This is a genomic window from Methylobacterium sp. P5_C11 (assembly GCF_054049775.1).
In genome coordinates this window covers 140,849-159,155 of sequence record NZ_JBFULS010000002.1, presented here as the reverse complement: position 1 = coordinate 159,155, position 18,307 = coordinate 140,849, and the positions used below count along the sequence as shown (strand labels likewise).

Sequence of the window (18,307 nt, the reverse complement as noted above, 5' to 3'; positions counted from 1 at the left end):
TCACAGGAACTTCAGCGGGTCCTTCTCGGGCGGGGGCGGCGCCACGTCGGCGCGGTTCCACCAGCCGCCGCCCAGCGCCACGAACAGCGCCGCCGTGTCGGCGTACTGGGTGGCGCGCGCCGCCGCCGAGGTCACCAGCGCGGAGAGATAGCCCTGCTGGGCGATCAGGACCTGCGAGGAGGTGATCGCCCCGGCCGTGTACTGCTTGCGGATCAGCGCAAGGCTCTGGTTCGTGGCGCTGACCGCCGCGTCGGCCGCGGCCACGGCCTTCGCGTCGGCCTGGAGCGCGCGCAGCGCGTCGGCGACGTTCTGGAAGGCGGTGATCACGGTCGCCTTGTACTGCGCCTGGGCCTGCGTCAGCGATTCCTCAGCGGCGCGCTGGCGCCGGAACAGGGTGCCGGCATCGAAGATCGGGGCCGTCGCCTGCCCGATGATCGTAAAGAACGCCGCCCCCGGATTGGCGACCTGGGCGATCCGCGTGGCGCTGGATCCACCGGTCGCGGTCAGGCTGAACTGCGGCAGCCGGTTGGCCACCGCGACGCCGACACCGGCGCTCGCCTGCTGAACCAGGGCCTCCGCCGCCTTCACGTCGGGGCGCTGCTGCACGAGCCGCGAAGGCAGGCTCACCGGCAGCCTGGTCGGCAGCCGGAGCGCGGAGAGGTCGAAGGTCTCGGGGATCTCGTCCGACGGCAGGCGCCCTGCCAGCGCGGTCAGAAGGTTGCGCTGCTGGGCGAGCTGCTTCTCCAGGGGGGGCAGCAGCTGCTGCGACAGCGCCAGGGCCGCTTGCTGCTGCACCACGTCGGCCCCGGCGATCTGCCCGAGGGAGAGCTGCTTGTTGTAGAGCTGCAGGACCTCGGTCTGCGCCTGGATCACCTTGCGGGTCGCGTCGATCTGCGCCCGGAGCGAAGCCTCCTGGATCGCGGCGGCGACGACGTTGGCCGTGAGGCTGAGATAGGCTGCCTCCAGCTGAAAGCGCTGGTTCTCGGTGGTGGCCTCCAGGGTTTCGATCTGCCGGCGGTTTCCGCCGAACACGTCCGGATTGTAGGAAACCACCGCCTGCGGCGTGGACAGGCTGTAGAGGAACTGGTTCTGGTTGTTGAGGGGCGATTGCAGGTCGAGCCCCGGCGCCAGGGCGCCCTGGATCTGCGGGGTCGCGGTCAGGCTCGGGTAGAGCGTGCCCTTCTGGGCGAGCACGTTCTGCTGCGCCACCCGCAGCGAGGCCTGGGCGGCCTCAAGGTTCGGATTGTTGGCCAACGCCTGCTCGACGAGGCGGTTCAGCGCCTTCGAGTGGAACAGGGTCCACCATTGGCCGGGAATGTCGGCGCCGGAGACGAGGCTCTGATCGGCCGAGCCGCCCTGCCGGGTGCGGATCTTGTCGGCCGCCGAGGGGTTCTGCAGCGGCTCCCGGGTGTAGCGGCCGACCGGCGGATCCTCGGGCGGCACGTAGTTAGGGCCGACCGCGCAGGCCGACAGGGACAGCGAGGCCGCCAGCACAGCGGCTGCCCGTCCGCACCGGTTCGGCGCAAAGCTCACCATACCGCCCTCGAAAACCTGACCCTGGTAGAGCGGGTCGGCGCGCAACCAAGTCAATCCAGCTGTCCCGCGGTTGTGCGCGCGGAGCGGGCGTTGTGGCGGCCCTGCAACGCGCCGGAAGCGTCCCATGAACCGGATCACGCGGCGGCCCGATGCTCGGTGCGCGCCCGTGCGTCCGGGTTCGGCTGGCGCCGGGAGAACAGGGAGATCAGCACCGGGACAACCACCAGGATCAGGTTCGGCGCCAGGATGATGCCGCCGACCACCACGAGAGCCAGCGGCTTCTGCACCTGCGAGCCGATCCCGGTGGAGACGGCGGCCGGCAGAAGGCCGACGCAGGCGGCGACGCAGGTCATCATCACCGGGCGCATCCGCACCACGGCGGCCTGCCAAACCGCCTCCTGGCGCCGCCAGCCCTCCTCGAGGAGCTGGTTGTAGTAGGCGAGCAGGATCACGCCCTCCATGGTCGAGATGCCGAACAGCGCGATGAAGCCGATCGCCGCCGAGATCGAGAAGGGCGTGCCGGTCAGCGCCAGGGCGAAGATGCCGCCGATCATCGCCATCGGGATCACCGACAGGGTCAGCAGCATGTCGGCCACCGAGGAGAAGTTGATGAACAGGAGCAGCGCGATCAGCAGCAGCGTGAGCGGCACGACGAGGCTGAGCCGGGCCGCCGCCTCCTTCAGGTTGGTGAACTGCCCGACCCATTCGAGCCGGTAGCCGGGGGGCAGGTCCACCGCCTCGGCAACCTTCCGCTGCGCCTCGATGACGGCGCTGCCGAGGTCGCGGCCGCGCACCGAGAACTTTACTGGAATGTAGCGCTCCTGGTCCTCGCGGTAGATGAACGAGGCGCCGGAGACGAGGTCGACGTCGGCGATCTCGGAGAGCGGCACCTGGATCACGCCGCCATTCGGATTCTGGGCGCCGACCGCGATGTTGCGGATGCCCGCCAGCGACGAGCGGTACTCCTTGGCGAGCCGCACCCGCATGGGGAAGTGGCGATCCGAGCCGTACTCGTAGAGGTCGCCCGCGGTCTGGCCGCCGATCGCAGCCTGGATCGTGGTGTTCACGTCGCCGATCGACAGGCCGTAGCGCGCGGCCTTGTGGCGGTCGACGTCGATCCGCACCGTCGGCTGGCCCAGCGACTCGAACACCGAGAGGTCGGTGATGCCCTGGACCGAGCCCAAGGCCGCCTTCACGGCGTTGGCGGTCTTGGTGAGCTGGGCGAGGTCGTTGCCGTAGATCTTGACCGAGTTCTCGCCCTTCACGCCGGAGGCGGCCTCCTGGACGTTGTCCTCGATATACTGAGAGAAGTTGAACTCGATGCCGGGGAACTCTGATGCGAGCTGCTTGCTCAGGTTCTGGATCAGCGTGTCCTTGTCGAGCCCCTTCCGCCACTGGTCGATGGGCTTGAGCGGCGCCAGGATCTCGACGTTGAAGAAGCCGGTGGCGTCGGTGCCGTCGTTCGGCCGGCCCTGGTGCGACAGGACGGTGGTGACCTCCGGGACCTCCTGGAAGATCTTGCGCATGCGCTGGACGTAGGCGTTGCCGGCCTCCAGCGAGATCGAGGACGGCATCGTGCCGCGCACGTAGAGGTTGCCTTCCTCGAGCCGCGGCAGGAACTCGAGGCCGAGGTTGCGCGCCACGAGTCCCGAGACGAGCAGGATCGCCAGCATCACGGCGAGCGACAGGATCCGGTTGCGCAGGCCGAAAGCCAGGATGCGCTCGTGGCCGATGCGCAGGAGCCGGACGATCAGGGTGTCGCGCTCCTCCAATTTCTTCGGCAGGATCAGCGCGGAGAGGGCGGGCGAGACCGTGAAGGTCGCGAGCAGGCCGCCGAGCAGCGCGTACGCGTAGGTCTTGGCCATCGGGCCGAAGATGTGGCCCTCGACGCCGGTCATCGTGAACAGCGGCAGGAAGCCGACGATGATGATCGTTGCCGAGAAGAAGATCGCGCGGTTCACCTCGTGGCCGGCGATCGCGATGGTGCCGAGCCGGCCCGTCAGCCCGGCGGGCGGCGCCTCGCCCTTCACGTGGTCGGGCTCGGCGATGTGGCGGAACACGTTCTCGACCATGATCACGGTGGCGTCGACGATCAGGCCGAAATCGATGGCGCCCAGCGACAGGAGGTTCGCCGAATCGCCGCGCACCACCAGGATCAGGATCGCGAAGCCGAGCGCGAACGGGATCGTCGCCGCCACGATGATCGCGCTGGTGAGCGAGCCGAGGAACAGCCACTGCACCACGAAGACCAGAACCACGCCGAAGACGAGGTTGTGCATCACCGTGTGCGTCGTGGTGTGGATCAGGCCCGACCGGTCGTAGATCCGCTCGATCTTCACGTCCGGCGGCAGGACCGTGGAGCTGTTGATCTTGTCGATCTCGGCCTCGACCCGCTCCAGGGTCGGCAGGCTCTTGCCGCCGCGGGACATCAGCACGATGCCCTCCACGATGTCGGGCTGATCGTCGTGACCGACGATGCCGAGCCGCGGCGCGTTCGACACGCGCACCTCCGCCACGTCCCGCACCAGCACCGGGGTGCCGTTGACGAGGCTGATCATCGTGTCCTTGATGTCGTCCATGTCGCGGATCAGGCCGATGCCGCGCACCACTGCCGATTGCTGGCCGACGTTGAGGGTCTGGCCGCCGACGTTGATCGAGGCGTTGTTCAGCGCCGTGGTCAGCTGGACCAGGGTCAGGCCCTGGGCCTGGAGACGGTTCAGGTCGACCGCAACCTCGTACTCCTTGGCCTTTCCGCCGAAGGCCGTGACGTCGACGACGCCGGGGATCGCCTTGAACCGGCGCTGCAGCACCCAGTCCTGCAGGGTCTTCATGTCCATGGGCGAGTAGCCCGCCGGACCGACGAGCTTGTAGCGCATGATCTCGCCCACCGGGCTCGTCGGCGAGATCTGCGGCGTGGCGCCGTTGGGCAGGGTCGGCGCCTGCGACAGGCGGTTGAGCACCCGCTGCAGCGCTTCCTCGTACGTGTACTCGTAGTTGAACTGGACCTTCACGTCGGACAGGCCGAACAGGGAGATCGTCCGGACCACCTGGGCGTTCGGGATGCCGGCGAGCGCCACCTCCAGGGGGATGGTGATGTAGCGCTCGATCTCGTCGGCGGACTGACCCGGGTTCTGGGTGATCACGTCGACGAGGGGCGGGACCGGATCGGGATAGGCCTCGATGTTGAGCTGCGTGTAGGCGCCGTAGCCGATGCCGAGCATCACGACGAACAGCAGCACTACCAGCACGCGCTGGCGCAGGGAGAAGGCGATCAGGGCGTTCATCGGACCGGATCCCCGCTCAGGATGCCTTGTCGCCCGTGGCCGCCCGGTCGATGAACAGGGCGCCCCGGGTGACGACCTGCTCGCCCGCGCGCAGGCCCTGGACGACCTGGGCGTTGTCGCCGTTGATCAGACCGAGCTTGATGTCGCGGGCCTCCACGGCTCCGTCCGGCCGGGCCACCCAGACATGGGTGCGGTCGCCCTCGTACACGATCGCCGCCACCGGCACGCTCGGGCTCGGCTCGCCCTTGCCGGTGATGATCGTGTAGGTGGCGAACATTTCCGGGCGCAGAACCCGGTCCGGGTTGTCGACCTCGCTGCGCACCGCGAGCCGCCGCGTGGCCGGATCGAGGCTGGAGGCCATATAGTTCACCCGGGCCTTGAACACCCGCGCGCCGAAGCCCGCCACCTTCGCCTCGACCTCCTGGCCGATGCGGATCTTGGGGATCTCGCTCTCGCGGACGTTGGCGACGAGCCAGACCGTCGAGAGGTCGCCGATCACGAAGACCGGGTCGCTCGAGGCCGAGAGGTACTGCCCCGTCCCGACCTTGCGCTGCACGATGGTGCCGGCGATCGGCGCCCGGATCTGCGTCTCCGAACTCAGGGTGCCCTTCTTTTCGTAGGCGGCGATCTCGGCGTCGGTCTTGCCCAGCAGACGCAGGCGGTTCTTCACCGCGTCGAGGGCGGCCTCTGCGGTCTTCAGGTCACTCTGGGCGGCGATCACGTCGTTCTGCGCCGACTGGTAGTCCTTGAGCGCCGTGGCATGGGCCTGGAACAGTTCCTGCTGGCGCTGCGCGATGGTCTGGTCGAGCTTCAGCAGGGCCTGCTGCTTCTGGAGATTGTTCAGGGCCGCCTGATAATCGTTCTGCGCCTGGACCATGTCGGTGGCCTCGAGCGTCAGCAGCACGTCGCCGGCCTTTACGTCGTCGCCGGCCCGGACCAGCACCTTCGTCACCCGGCCCGCATAGGGCGAGACCACCGGCACGTTGTCGTCCTCGTTGAGGGCGATCCGTCCCTCGGCGGACCCCTCGGGTCGGAACACCAAATTGGCGACCGGCAGGATCTCGAAGGCGGCGCGCTGCTCCTTGGAGGGCCGGAACACGCGCTCGACCGGGCCGGCCTTCTCCGCGTCGATGCCCGGGTCGGGATTGCCTGCCGCGAACAGCCCGGTCAGCGCGCCGACGAGGTTCGAGGCCGTCTCGCGAACCCGGTCGGGGAACGCGAAGGCGAGACCCGCTGCGGCCGCGAGGATGACGGCGACGACCAGGAACCCAGGCCACCGGCGCTTGCGCGCGGGCACGGTGACGGCCTCGTCCTGGTCCAGCGGATTTCGGGCGTCCATGCGGATGATCTTCTAGGTCCGGGCCAAGAGACCGGGCGGATTGACGAGGGTACGATTCGTGCCGGGACGACGCCTACATCAATGCGAGCGCTGGTGCTTTTCTATGGCGTGCCGCGTGGAAGAGCCCGCGCGGCACGCCGTGCGTAGAGCAAAGCTTGTCAGACAGGCAATCAATCCGGCGCCCCAGTCGCGAAACCGTGTGACCCCGTCTTCCTTTGACGGGATTTGTTACAATATGACAACGCTCCTGGGCTCAGACCCGGCCGACCCCGCCTCAGTCATCGAAGAAGCCGTCATGTCCGACACGAGCAACGCTCCCGCCCCAGCCGCCGGCAAGATCCCGGTCACCGTGCTCACCGGCTACCTCGGCGCTGGCAAGACCACGCTCCTCAACCGGATCCTCACCGAGAATCACGGCAAGCGCTACGCCGTGATCGTCAACGAGTTCGGCGAGATCGGCATCGACAACGACCTCGTCGTCGGCGCCGATGAGGAAGTGTTCGAGATGAACAACGGCTGCGTCTGCTGCACCGTGCGCGGCGACCTGATCCGCATCATGGACGGTCTGGTGAAGCGCCGGGGCAAGTTCGACGCGATCATCGTCGAGACGACCGGCCTCGCCGACCCGGCCCCCGTCGCGCAGACCTTCTTCGTCGACCAGGACGTGGGCGAGGCCGCTCGGCTCGATGCCGTCGTGACGGTGGCCGACGCCAAGTGGTTGTCCGATCGTCTGAAGGATGCCCCCGAGGCCCGCAACCAGATCGCCTTCGCGGACGTGATCCTGCTCAACAAGAGCGACCTCGTCGCGCCGGCCGATCTCGACCGCGTCGAGGCCGAGATCCGCACCATCAACCCGCTCGCCAAGCTGCACCGCACGCAGAACTGCGCGGTCCCCCTCGATGCCGTGCTGGAGCGCAACGCCTTCGACCTCGACCGGATTCTCGACGTGGAGCCCGACTTCTTGGAGGAGGGGCACCACCACCATCACGATTCCGACATCAAGTCGATCTCGGCGAAGATCGATGGCGAAGTCGATCCGGAAAAGTTCATGCCCTGGATCTCCAACCTCACCCAAGTCCAGGGGCCGGACATCCTGCGCTGCAAGGGGATCGTGGCCTTCCCGAACGAGCCGAAGCGCTTCGTCTTCCAGGGCGTGCACATGATCCTCGACGGCGACGTCCAGGGCGACTGGCGGGCGGACGAGCCGCGGGTCTCGCGGGTGGTGTTCATCGGTCGCAACCTCGATCCGGTGGCGATCAGGGAGGAATTCGAGGCCTGCCGGGCCTGACCGCCCGGGCCGGCGCCGCGGCCGAAACACCGCGCCCGCCGCCGCGAAGGCGATTCTCAACCATTGGATGGCATCACGGGGCGTGCGGGCCAGCGTAACCGGCCCGTGGAGCCCGCGTATCCATGGCCCATACCGCTGCGCCCGCAGCCCCGGCCCCGTCCGGGTTCGCGGGCGGATTGCCGCTCATCAGAGCCGTCGAGGGGCTGGCCAAAGCGCTGTTCGCGGCGTTCATCTTCTTCGCCTGCTTCGCCTTCTCCGAGACCTCCCCCTACGACGCGGTGGCGATCCCCACGATCCTGCTCTGGCTCTGCCTCGGCGTGCGGCTGCACCGGGGGGCGCTACCGCTCGTCGTTCTTCTCCTGCTCTACCTCACGGCGATCGTCACGGCCCTGCTGCCCTACCTGAACGAGGAGTTCCCGGTCACCTGGACGGTGCAGCTGCTTTACCTCTCGCTCACCTGCATCTTCTTCGCGATGTTCTTCGCGGACGACACGCAGGCCCGGATGGAGCTGGCGCTCAAGGCCTACACGGCGAGCTGCGTGTTCTCGGCGGCGCTGGGCATCGTCGGCTACCTGCAATGGCTGGGGATCGAGGACCTGTTCTACAAGTACGACCGGGCATCGGGCACCTTCCAGGACCCGAACGTGTTCGGCTCGTTCCTGACGCTCGGCGCCCTCTACCTGATGCACGGCCTGCTCACCGGTTCGGCCAGGCGGCCGCTGGTGTCCCTTGTCGGCCTGCTGATCATCGTGGCCGGCATCTTCCTGTCGTTCTCGCGCGGCTCGTGGGGCGGGAGCGTCGTCGCGGTGCTGTTGATGGTCGGATCCGTCTATGCCGGCAGCGCGTCGCCGCGCCTGCGCCGCCGCATCGTGCTCCTGACCCTCGCGACGGTCGTCCTGGGCACCGTCGCGGTGATCGGGCTGCTCTCGGTCGATCACGTGCACAAGATGTTCGAGACCCGAGCGGCCCTGACCCAGGATTACGATCAGGGCGAGACCGGCCGGTTCGGCAACCAGATCCGCGGCTTCGCCATGCTGCTGGAGCGGCCGTTCGGAATGGGGCCGATGCACTGGCGCCTGACCTTCGGGCTCGAGCCGCACAATTCCTATATCGGCTCCTTCGCCAACGGCGGCTGGCTCGGGGGCGCGGTGTTCATCGGCCTCGTCGTGACCACCGGACTCGTCGGGTTCCGGCTCCTGGCGCGGCCGTCGCCGGTCCGGGCGCACGCCCAGATCGTCTGGCCGGCGCTGCTGATGTTCTTCCTGCAGGCCTTTCAGATCGATATCGAGAAGTGGCGCCATGTCTACATGATGCTGGGCATGGTCTGGGCGCTCGAGGCCGCGCGGCTGCGCGCGGGCACGCCGCAGGCGGGCGCGCTTGAAACGGGGCGCTAGGCGCGGCATCGCTCGGCTCCGGCCGATCCGCCGGTCCGCGCCGGGAGTCCGTCCGTGAACACACAGCTGGACCCTGAAGGCGAGCGGCTCGCGGCCCTCGAGGCCCTCGCGATCGTCGGCACGCCGTCAGAGCCGCATTTCGAGGCCGTCTGCCGAACCGCCCGCCGCCTGTTCGGTGTGCGCAGCGCGTTCGTGGCCTTCCTCGGGGACACGGAGCAGTGGCTGAAGACACCCTGCGCGGACGTCCCGACCACGGTACGGCGGGACCAGAGCTTCTGCCAGCACACGATCCGCGGCGACGCGCTGCTCGTCGTGCCGGATGCCCGGCTCGATCCGCGCTTTCGCGACCTGCCCGTCGCCGCCGCCCCGGGCGGGATCCGGTTCTACGCGGGCATCCCGCTGAGCCTCCAACCCGGCCTGCGTATCGGCACCTTCTGTCTCGCCGACCCGGAGCCCCGGGAAGGCCTTTCGCCCGCGGAAGCGGCCGCCTTCCACGACCTCGCCGAGATCGTCGTGGCGCATCTGAGGCTGACGGAGGCCAATGTCAGGCGCGACCGCGAGATCGCGCAGGCCGCGATCCGTGAGGCGGTGATCCGCGAGCAGCATCGCGAGATCAACGCGCGGGCGCGCGCCCAGGAGGCGGCCAACCATCAGCTCCAGATGGCCGAGCAGCTCGCCAGCGTCGGAAACTGGCGCGTCGAGCTCGCGGACGGCCAGCCCCTCTGGTCGGCCAGCCTCTACGCCATCGCCGGCCGGGACCCCGCGATGCCGGCACCGCGCCTCGACGCCTTCTCGCAGATCTACCATCCCGACGACCGCGCGCGGCTCGAGGCGATCGTCACCGACGCCATCGCCCGCAGGGCGCCGTTCGATTTCGAGGCGCGGCTGCTCCGGCCCGACGGCGAGCTGCGCGACGTGGTCGTCCGCGGCATGTGCCGGGGGGAGGGCCAGAGCGCCGGCCTCGTCGGTGTGCTCATCGACGTGACCGAGCGCCGGCGGGCCGAGGACGAGGTCCGCCGCAGCGAGTTGCGCTATCGCGGCCTCGCCGAGGCGCTGCCGCTCCTGGTCTGGACCATGCGGGTCGGGGACGGGCGGGCGACCTACGCTAACGCGCAGTTCCAGTCCTATTACGGCCCGATCGGACCGGAGCGCGCGGAGCGCGTCGGGCGGAACCATCCGGAGGATGCCGCCGCCATGGAGGTGGCCTGGACCCGGGCCGTCGAGAGCGGGACAGCCTTCAGCGGCCAGTGGCGGATCCGGCGTCACGATGGCGTCTACCGGTGGCACACGCTCTCGCTGATCCCGATCCGCCTCGATCCGGCGAACGGCGCGGTGGCGGAGTGGCTCGGGACGGCGCTCGATGTCGACGACATCATCACGGCCCGCCTCGCCGTCGAGGAGGCCCGAGGCCTTCTGGGAATTGCCCTGGATGCCGCGGAGGCCGGCGCCTGGGACTGGGACATGCGCACCGGGCTCGCTACCCTGAGCCCGGAGAGCGCCCGGATGCATGGGCTGCCGGAGACCGGCGAGCCGCATACGATGACGGCCTCCGCGTGGACGAGCCTGATCCATCCCGACGATGTCACCGATGTCTGGAACGAGATCCGCCGCGCGGTCGAATCCGGCACGCCCTACGCGGCGGAGTTCCGGGTCGGGAACCGCTGGCTCTACGCGCGCGGGCGCACGCTCTGCGGCGCAGGCGGGCATCCGCAGCGGATGGTCGGCCTCCACCTCGACATCACCGAGCGCAAGGCGGTCGAGGCCGCCCTGCGCACCGCCACGCGGGACGCCGAGGCGGCCCGCACCGAGGCGGAGCGCGCAAGCGCGGCCAAGAGCGAGTTCCTGGCCGCCATGAGCCACGAGATCCGCACGCCGCTCAACGGCATTCTTGGCTACGCCGACCTGCTCCTCGATGGTTCCACGATCCAGAACGAGGACCGCCGCCGCTTGGAGCTGATCCAGAGTTCCGGCGCGGCGCTGCTCACCGTCGTCAACGACATCCTCGACTTCTCGAAGATCGAGGCGGGCGAACTGACCCTCGACCCGGTGCCCTTCCCGCTGATCTCGATCGTCGACGGCACGGTGTCGATCGTGCGTGGCAGCGCGCTCCGCAGCAGCCTCGCCATCGAGGCCCGGATCGATCCGGCCCTGCCGGCCTTCGTGGTCGGCGATCCGGGACGCCTGCGGCAGGTACTGCTCAACCTCTTGAACAACGCCGTGAAGTTCACCCCGGAGGGCTCCGTCACGGTGATCGTGGAGCGGGAGGGCGCGGGCCGCGCCCCGGACGGCCGCCCGGGCGACGCGGTGCGATTCGCCGTGACCGATACCGGGATCGGCATCGCGCCCGCGCAGCAGGACCGGCTGTTCAAGCGTTTCAGCCAGGTCGACGGGTCGATCAGCCGACGCTTCGGCGGGACGGGCCTGGGCCTGGCGATCTCCCGGCATCTCGTGACGCTCATGGGCGGCGAGATCGGCGTCGAGAGCCGCGAGGGGGAGGGTTCGACCTTCTGGTTCCGTCTGGTCCTGCCCCGCGGTGAACAGGGGATCGAGCCGGGCGCGGGTTCGACGCTGCTGCGGCCGCTGCCCGCGACCGTCCCGGCCTCCGGGGCCGGTCCGGGCGTGCCGCTGCGGCTGCTCCTCGTCGAGGATGTGCCGCTCAATCAGGAACTCGCCTGCGCGGTGCTGGAGTCGCAGGGCTACACGGTGGACGTGGCCGGGGACGGGGCCGAGGCGATCACGGCGGTCGGGTCGTCCGTGGCGTCGGGCCAGGGCTACAATCTCGTGCTGATGGACGTTCAGATGCCCCGCGTCGACGGGCTCACGGCCACCCGCCGGATCCGCGCGCTGGCGCCTCCGGCCTGCGACATCCCGATCGTGGCCATGACCGCCAACATCCTGCCCGAACAGATCGACGAGCTGCGCGCGGCCGGGATGGACGACTATGTCGGCAAGCCGTTCCGCCGGGCCGATCTGTTCGCCACGATCAGCCGCTGGACGACCCCCGGGGCGCGCCGAGCGTCGGGGACCGACGAGCCGCGTCGCGTGCCCGAGGTGGATTCCACCGTCCTCGACGCCGCGGTGCTGTCCGAGATGGAGGCGAGCTTCGGCTCGGACCGGGTGGGGGCGCTGCTCGATCTGCTGGCCAACGAGCTGTCCGAGCGGTTCCGGCCGAGCGAGACCGACCGCCTCCAGATCGCCCACGACGCGCACGCTCTGGTGGCGGCCGCCGGGCTGCTCGGCTTCGTCGGCCTGTCGAGCCTCTGCCGCGAGGTCGAGGCCGCCGCCCATGCGGGCGCCGATCTGATGCCGCTGATCCGGCGCCTGGAGATCCAGCGGGCGACGGCGCTCCGGGCCATCCGGCAGCTGCGCGCAGCCTGAACCGATGCGACGCCCCGAGGGGCGCCGCATCGCGCTCGGTGGAATCCTACGCGTCGTCCCCGTCGGGCAGCGGGTCGGCGGTCCAGGTCGTCGCGAAGGCGGCGAGTTCCCGCGCGTCGGCGAAGGCCGCCACGGTGACCTCGCGCTCGGCCGGCGCCGCACCGGGGTAGGGCGCGAGCAGGATCCGCACCCGGGCCAGCCGGCCGCTGGGCGCCCGGTCGGCGATCCAGGCCTCCGCCTCCGGCGTGAAGCGCTCCGGGCCGTCGAGAGCGCGGGCATCGCTGCGCAGCACGACCACGTAGGTGCCGAGGCTGCGATCGGCCTCCTGAACCGCCTTGACGATGTCGATCACGGGTTTTCCGCGAAATCGTTGATCTGGACCTGGGCCTGCGCCGCGGTGAAGTTCGGGATGTCGGCGAAGATCTCTTCGCCGTGGGCGGCCGCGGCCTTCTTGAACGCGTCGACCGATTCGAAGGTCAGCAGCGCCATCACCTGGAACGGCGCCGGGCCGCCGTCCGGCGTGCCGGCGCCCTTGACGACCTTCGCGTCGTGGAGGCCGAGGGACGACCAGCGCTCGCGCACCAGCGGCATGTGGTGTCCGAGATAGTAGCCCATGTCGAAGCTCGGGCCGGCCGGATACATCACGCTTACCAGGATCATGGGGGTTCCTTCCCGTGTCGCGCCCGGTCCGCCCGGGCGCCGTTTCGGTTCGTATCGCGACGGTCAGTGCAGCTTGACCCGCGGCTCGGTGCGACGGGTGAGGGCGCGCGCCAGGGTATCGAGGACCGTCTTGGCGGTCCCGTGGAGCGCCCGCTCGTGCATCTTGTAGAGCGAGCGGTACATCATCCGGGCGAACAGGCCGGCGATCAGCATGTTCTTGCCGCGCACGAAGCCCATCAGGCTGCCCACGGTCGAGTACTCGCCGAGGGAGACCAGCGAGCCGAAATCCTTGTACTTGAACGGCTTCAGGGGCTTGCCGTCGATCTTGGCCTGAATCTGGCCGATGAGGTGGCTCGCCTGCTGGTGCGCCGCCTGGGCGCGGGGCGGCACCGGCGTGTCGGAGCCGGCCTCCACCAGGTAGGCGCAGTCGCCGACGGCGAAGATGTCGGGGTCGCGGGTCGTCTGGAGCGTCGGGGTCACCACGAGCTGGTTGGTCCGCGTCGTCTCCAGGCCGCCGATGCCCTGGAGGAACGGGGGGGCCTTAACGCCCGCCGCCCAGACCACCAGCTCCGACGGAATGAAGGTCCCGTCGGCGAGCTGCACGCCGTCGGCCCGCACCTCCGTCACCCGCGCCTTCACCCGGACGTCGACGCCGATCTTGTGCAGCAGCTGCATCACCTCGGCCGAGAGGCGCTGCGGCACCGCCGGCAGGATCCGGTCGGCGGCCTCGACCAGGGTGATGCGGATGTCCTTGCCCGGGTCGATCCTGTCGAGGCCGGTGGAGACCACGTGGCGCAGGGTCCGGTGCAGCTCGGCGGCGAGTTCGGTCCCGGTGGCGCCCGCGCCGATCACCGTGACGTGGAGCTGGCCGGGGCGGACCGGGCCGGCCTGCGTGTGCGCCCGCAGCGACGCGTTCACGAGGCGCTGGTGGAAGCGCACCGCCTGGTCCTGGGTGTCGAGGGCGATGGCGTGCTCGGCCACGCCCGGGGTGCCGAAATCGTTGGTGGTGGAGCCCACGGCCATCACCAGAGTGTCGTACGGGACGGAGCGCTCCGGCGTCACCTCCCGCCCTTCCGAGTCGTGGCTCGCCGCGAGCTGGATGGTGCGCGCCTGCCGGTCGAGCCCGGTCATGCGCCCGATCCGGTAGCGGAAGCCGTGCATGTGGGCGTGGTGCAGGTAGTCGACCGCGTGGTGGCCGACATCGAGGCTGCCGGCCGCCACCTCGTGGAGCAGCGGCTTCCAGATATGCGTCCGAGCCCGGTCCACGAGGGTGATGTGCGCGCGCTTGCCGCGCCCGAGCTTGTCGCCGAGCTTCGTCACCAGCTGGAGCCCCGCGGCGCCGCCGCCGACCACGACGACGCGATGCAGGCCGGACTCGTTCTCGACGGATGCCATCGACACTCTTTCTTCCCCCGGACCGGGATTCAACGCCGGCCTGCTTACACCCCTTGGGTTGCCGATTTCCACATCCGCCTCATGCGGCCCGCGTCACGAACGCGCGTTCGCCCCCATCACGCCGACGGGGCGCCCGGCTGGCGCAACGGGTGAGCCTCCGCGACAGCGGGGAGCGCGAGGCAGGCCTCGGCGATCCGCGCCACCGTCGGGTAGGCCGCCGTCTCGATGCCGAAGATTCCGGTCCCGACCCACAGGCTGACCAGGCAGAGGTCGGCATGGCTCACCGAATCACCCTGGCAGAAACGGCCGGTCCCGGCCTCGGTGCCGAGCCGCGTCTCCAGGGTCCGCAGGCCGGTCTCGAAGGCGTTGCGCAGGAAATCCAGCATTCGCTCCCGGGGCAGGCCGTAATGCTCCATCAGGAACGTGCGCACCCGGGGCACGTAGAGCGGATGGGTGTCGCAGGCGACGACCTGCGCCAGGGAGCGGGCCCGCGCCCGCGCCCGGGGTTCCTCGGGCAGGAGCCGTACGCCGTCCCGCGTCTCCTCCAGGTAGTCGAGGATCGCCAGCGACTGGGTGAGGGGCGGGCCGTCGCCGTCGAACAGCGCCGGCACCGCGCCCTGGGGGTTGATCGACCGGAATTCCGCCTTGTGCTGGTCGCCCGCGTCGAGGTCGATGAAGGTCTCCTCGTAGGCGATGCCCTTCATCTTCAGGGCGATCCGCACCCGGAAGGCGGCGGCCGACCGCCAGTTGCCGTACATGTGCATGTCTGTGGGGTCTCCGACCGGGCCTGGGGAGCACAGCCGACTTTGCGCCGGGCCGCAAGGGGCGGACCGGGACGGACGGGGGCGACAACGGGATCGGGCCGGCCCATATCGGGCGCCTGTGTCCGGAGATTTCCCAAGATGGCCGATCAGTCCGAGGCTCGCCGCTTCATCCCCCTGAACATCGCGGTGCTCACCGTCTCCGATACGCGCCGGCCGGAGGACGACCGCTCCGGCGATACGCTGAGTCAGCGCCTCGCTGAGGCGGGCCACCGGCTGGCCGACCGGGCCATCGTGCCGGACGAGATCCCGGCGATCCGGAGCCGGGTCGAGGCCTGGCTGCGCGACCCGGGGGTCGACGTGGTGATCACCACCGGAGGCACCGGCTTCACCGGCCGCGACGTGACACCGGAAGCCCTGGAGCCGTTGTTCGAAAAGCGGATGGACGGCTTCTCGGCGGTGTTCCACCGGATCTCCTACGACAAGATCGGCACCTCGACCCTGCAGTCCCGCGCCACCGCGGGAGTCGCGCGGGCGACCTACGTCTTCGTCCTGCCGGGCTCACCGGGCGCCTGCCGGGATGCCTGGGACGGGATCCTGGCCCAGCAGCTCGACTACCGGCACCGCCCCTGCAACTTCGTGGAGATCATGCCGCGGCTCGACGAGCACCTGCGGCGCGGGTCGAGCATCGCGGTTTGAGAGGCACCGGATGGCGCCTAGAGCCGTTCCCACCTATGTTGCGACGGCCAAGTCGTCTTCGTATCCGGCTGCGGTGAGGCAGTTGCGGCACTCGTCTGGGGTGAAGCGTGTGAAGGTTTCGCGGATGGCGACCCAGAGGTCGGGCACGGTGCGAGCGGTTGCGCTGCGCAGCAGGTGCTTCAGCTTGGCGAAGATCTGCTCGATGGGATTGAACTCGGGACTGTAGGCCGGCAGGTACAAGACCCGCGCGCCCACTGCCGCGATGGCCTCGCGCACGCCGGCGACCTTGTGGGCTTGCAGGTTGTCGAGGATCACGGTGTCGCCGGCTCGCAGAACTGGGACGAGGCGGTCGGCGACGTAGGTGCGGAAGCGCGCGCCGTTGGTGGCGTCGTCGATGAGGCTGAGTGCGCACAGGCCGATTGTGCGCAGGGCGGCGGTGACGGTGGTGGTCTTGTAGTGGCCCTGCGGCACGAGGAGCCGGCATCGGGACCCGCGCGGGGCGCGWCCGTARCGGCGGGCCATGTTGGTGGCGGCYGCGGTCTCGTCGAGGAAGACGAGKGTGTCMGGATCGAGRTCRGGCAKGGCCTCGAACCAGGCTTGGCGGGCCKCCYTYACGTCSGSYCGYTCCTGCTCAGCCGCGTAGASAGCCCCTTTTTRCGGGTGATGYCGTGSCGGGCGAAGAASCGCGACAGSCCGCTCGTGCTGGTCTGCACRCCCTGSGCGGCCAGGGCGTCRCGCAACTCGCGCAGGAAGAWCTCGGGCCGGGCTTCGTAGGTGGAGAGGATCYGATCGGCCTGCGCCTCAAGGGCCGGGAGACGGTTGTCGCCCCGCGTCGGCTTGGGCGCGACGTGGCCGTCCTGCGCGAACCGCGCCGACCACCGGCTGGCACTCGACACGCTCACACCGAACCGGGCTGCCGCCCGATGGAAAGAGGCGCCCTCGGCCACGGCCGCCACGACGCGCTCGCGCAGATCGACAGACAACGGTGAAGGCATCGCTGGCTCCTTCACCACTCAACGCCGCAATCGCTAACCCGTCGCAACGCCCGCGGGAACGGCTCTAGGCGGCATTCCCCTCCTTGCGGCGCAGCACCGAGTGCTTGCGGCCGTAGAAGAAGTAGACGACGAGCCCCATCGCCATCCAGATCACCAGGCGCAGCCACGTGTCGAGGGGCAGGCCGATCATCAGGAGCAGGCAGAACAGGATCCCGAGGATCGGCACGATCGGCACGGCGGGCGCCCGGAACGGTCGCTTCATGTGGCGGTCCGTGCGGCGCAGGTAGATCACCGAGCCGCAGACCAGGATGAAGGCGGCGAGCGTCCCGATGCTCACCATCTCGCCCAGGATGTTGATCGGCACCAGGGCCGCCACGCAGGCCACCAGAGCCCCGATGAGCATCTGGCTGCGATAGGGTGTCTGGTAGGTCGGGTGGACGTGGGAGAACATCTTCGGCAGCAGGCCGTCCTGGGCCATGGTGAAGAAGATCCGGCTCTGGCCGTAGAGCAGGACGAGGATCACCGTGGTCAGGCCGGTCAGCGCTCCGAGCTTGATCAGTAGGGCGAACCAGCCGATGCCGATCACGTCGACGCCCTTGGCGATCGGGTCGGGGACGTTGAGGTCCTTGTAGGGAACGAGCCCGGTCAGGACGGCGGCGACCAGAACGTACAGGATCGTGCACACGGCGAGGGAGCCGAGGATGCCGATGGGCATATCCTTCTGGGGCTTGCGCGCTTCCTGGGCGGCCGTCGAGACCGCGTCGAAGCCGATGAAGGCGAAGAACACCACGCCCGCGCCGCGCAGGATGCCGCTGTAGCCGTAATGCCCGAAGGTGCCGTCGTTCGGCGGGATCAGGGGGCTCCAGTGCGCCGTGTCGACATGCCCCCAGCCGAGCGCGATGAAGGCCACCACCACGGTGAGCTTCACCGCGACCATGATGTTGTTGAAGCGGGCCGATTCCTTGGTCCCGCGCACCAGCAGGAGCGTGATCAGCGCCACGACCAGCACGGCCGGCAGGTTGAACAGGGCGGTCCCGCCGCTGTCGATCGGCGTCCCGGGCGCATGCGCGAACTGGGCCGGGATCACGATCCCGACATCCTTCAGGATGCTCGTGACGTAGCCCGACCAGCCCACCGCCACGGTGGCGGCGCCCATGGCGTATTCCAGGATCAGGTCCCAGCCGATCAGCCAGGCGAAGAACTCGCCGAGCGTCGCATAGGTGTAGGTGTAGCTCGACCCGGCGACCGGGATCAGTGCCGCCATCTCGGAGTAGCACAGGCCGACGAAGGCGCAGGCGATGCCGCCGAGCACGAAGGAGAGCATGATCCCCGGCCCGGCATACTGGGCCGCGGCCGTGCCGGTGAGGACGAAGATGCCGGCGCCGATGATCGCGCCGATGCCCATCGCGGTGATCGACAGGGCGCCCAAGGATTTCGAGAGCTGCTGCTCGCCCTCGCCGCTTTCCAGGATGTCGTCGACCGATTTGCGCCCCATCAGGCCCGACGAATCCATTGCACCATCCTTCCAGGGCGGGAGCCGGCCGGCACTCTCCCGCGGATGGAGAGACGGCAAATCTT

13 protein-coding genes are annotated in these 18,307 nt (G+C 69.5%); 4 read left to right on the top strand and 9 right to left on the bottom strand.

All coding sequences use genetic code 11. The features are described from left to right. From ACXJKQ_RS02530 to ACXJKQ_RS02520, 3 genes are all read right to left on the bottom strand, one after another. Positions 1-1,536, bottom strand: a complete 1,536-nt coding sequence (locus ACXJKQ_RS02530) for an efflux transporter outer membrane subunit (RefSeq protein ID WP_457104241.1) — start codon at positions 1,534-1,536, stop codon at positions 1-3. A gap of 134 nt (positions 1,537-1,670) precedes the next feature. Beyond that, positions 1,671-4,820 carry an efflux RND transporter permease subunit gene (locus ACXJKQ_RS02525; RefSeq protein ID WP_457104193.1) on the bottom strand — a complete coding sequence of 1,050 codons (3,150 nt, stop codon included), beginning with the start codon at positions 4,818-4,820 and terminating at the stop codon, positions 1,671-1,673. Between the two features lie 16 nt (positions 4,821-4,836). Beyond that, a complete protein-coding gene (locus ACXJKQ_RS02520) occupies positions 4,837-6,159 on the bottom strand; it encodes an efflux RND transporter periplasmic adaptor subunit (protein WP_457104192.1) in 1,323 nt (440 codons plus the stop codon). 295 nt (positions 6,160-6,454) lie between these two features. Between ACXJKQ_RS02520 and ACXJKQ_RS02515 the strand changes: the two genes are divergently transcribed. The 3 genes from ACXJKQ_RS02515 to ACXJKQ_RS02505 all read left to right on the top strand — a co-directional run bounded on the left by ACXJKQ_RS02515 (position 6,455) and on the right by ACXJKQ_RS02505 (position 12,219). Beyond that, positions 6,455-7,447, top strand: coding sequence for a CobW family GTP-binding protein (locus tag ACXJKQ_RS02515; RefSeq protein ID WP_457104191.1), 993 nt, complete (start codon positions 6,455-6,457; stop codon positions 7,445-7,447). A 122-nt stretch (positions 7,448-7,569) separates the two neighbouring features. Further along, on the top strand, positions 7,570-8,841 hold the full coding sequence (locus tag ACXJKQ_RS02510) for an O-antigen ligase family protein (protein ID WP_457104190.1): 1,272 nt from the start codon (positions 7,570-7,572) through the stop codon (positions 8,839-8,841). 54 nt (positions 8,842-8,895) lie between these two features. Further along, entirely contained in the window at positions 8,896-12,219 is a 3,324-nt protein-coding gene (locus ACXJKQ_RS02505; RefSeq protein ID WP_457104189.1) for an ATP-binding protein, read from the top strand. 46 nt (positions 12,220-12,265) lie between these two features. Here the strand turns inward: ACXJKQ_RS02505 and ACXJKQ_RS02500 are convergent, their stop codons facing one another. The 4 genes from ACXJKQ_RS02500 to maiA all read right to left on the bottom strand — a co-directional run bounded on the left by ACXJKQ_RS02500 (position 12,266) and on the right by maiA (position 15,038). Then, entirely contained in the window at positions 12,266-12,571 is a 306-nt protein-coding gene (locus ACXJKQ_RS02500; protein ID WP_457104188.1) for a hypothetical protein, read from the bottom strand. Further along, entirely contained in the window at positions 12,568-12,879 is a 312-nt protein-coding gene (locus tag ACXJKQ_RS02495; RefSeq protein ID WP_457104187.1) for an EthD family reductase, read from the bottom strand. The genes ACXJKQ_RS02500 and ACXJKQ_RS02495 overlap by 4 nt, the downstream gene beginning before the upstream one ends. 63 nt (positions 12,880-12,942) lie before the next feature. Further along, the gene (locus ACXJKQ_RS02490) at positions 12,943-14,274 is read right to left on the bottom strand and encodes an NAD(P)/FAD-dependent oxidoreductase (protein WP_457104186.1); all 1,332 of its coding nucleotides are present in this window, start codon (positions 14,272-14,274) and stop codon (positions 12,943-12,945) included. A 116-nt stretch (positions 14,275-14,390) separates the two neighbouring features. Continuing rightward, positions 14,391-15,038 (bottom strand): maleylacetoacetate isomerase, encoded by a 648-nt coding sequence (gene maiA, locus ACXJKQ_RS02485; protein WP_457104185.1) that lies wholly within the window; start codon positions 15,036-15,038, stop codon positions 14,391-14,393. Between the two features lie 138 nt (positions 15,039-15,176). On the opposite strand from maiA, the gene moaB reads away from it, so the two are divergent. Further along, the gene (moaB, locus tag ACXJKQ_RS02480; RefSeq protein WP_457104184.1) at positions 15,177-15,734 is read left to right on the top strand and encodes a molybdenum cofactor biosynthesis protein B; all 558 of its coding nucleotides are present in this window, start codon (positions 15,177-15,179) and stop codon (positions 15,732-15,734) included. Positions 15,735-15,767: 33 nt separating this feature from the next. Here the strand turns inward: moaB and ACXJKQ_RS02475 are convergent. Both ACXJKQ_RS02475 and ACXJKQ_RS02470 read right to left on the bottom strand, forming a co-directional pair. Beyond that, positions 15,768-16,729, bottom strand: a protein-coding gene (locus tag ACXJKQ_RS02475; protein ID WP_457104183.1) for an IS630 family transposase whose coding sequence is annotated in 2 segments (ribosomal slippage) — positions 15,768-16,378 and positions 16,378-16,729 — 963 coding nt in all. Because the reading frame shifts where the segments join, the coding sequence is not laid out codon by codon here. Positions 16,730-16,793: 64 nt separating this feature from the next. Then, the gene (locus ACXJKQ_RS02470) at positions 16,794-18,242 is read right to left on the bottom strand and encodes an amino acid permease (protein ID WP_457104182.1); all 1,449 of its coding nucleotides are present in this window, start codon (positions 18,240-18,242) and stop codon (positions 16,794-16,796) included. Positions 18,243-18,307 lie beyond the last annotated feature (65 nt).

What these genes read in the sequence shown, in the direction of transcription:
- ACXJKQ_RS02530 (WP_457104241.1), bottom strand. Translation starts at nt 1,536, where the DNA reads ATGGTGAGCTTTGCGCCGAACCGGTGCGGACGGGCAGCCGCTGTGCTG.
- ACXJKQ_RS02525 (WP_457104193.1), bottom strand. Translation starts at nt 4,820, where the DNA reads ATGAACGCCCTGATCGCCTTCTCCCTGCGCCAGCGCGTGCTGGTAGTG.
- ACXJKQ_RS02520 (WP_457104192.1), bottom strand. Translation starts at nt 6,159, where the DNA reads ATGGACGCCCGAAATCCGCTGGACCAGGACGAGGCCGTCACCGTGCCC.
- ACXJKQ_RS02515 (WP_457104191.1), top strand. Translation starts at nt 6,455, where the DNA reads ATGTCCGACACGAGCAACGCTCCCGCCCCAGCCGCCGGCAAGATCCCG.
- ACXJKQ_RS02510 (WP_457104190.1), top strand. Translation starts at nt 7,570, where the DNA reads ATGGCCCATACCGCTGCGCCCGCAGCCCCGGCCCCGTCCGGGTTCGCG.
- ACXJKQ_RS02495 (WP_457104187.1), bottom strand. Translation starts at nt 12,879, where the DNA reads ATGATCCTGGTAAGCGTGATGTATCCGGCCGGCCCGAGCTTCGACATG.
- ACXJKQ_RS02490 (WP_457104186.1), bottom strand. Translation starts at nt 14,274, where the DNA reads ATGGCATCCGTCGAGAACGAGTCCGGCCTGCATCGCGTCGTCGTGGTC.
- maiA (WP_457104185.1), bottom strand. Translation starts at nt 15,038, where the DNA reads ATGCACATGTACGGCAACTGGCGGTCGGCCGCCGCCTTCCGGGTGCGG.
- moaB (WP_457104184.1), top strand. Translation starts at nt 15,177, where the DNA reads ATGGCCGATCAGTCCGAGGCTCGCCGCTTCATCCCCCTGAACATCGCG.
- ACXJKQ_RS02470 (WP_457104182.1), bottom strand. Translation starts at nt 18,242, where the DNA reads ATGGATTCGTCGGGCCTGATGGGGCGCAAATCGGTCGACGACATCCTG.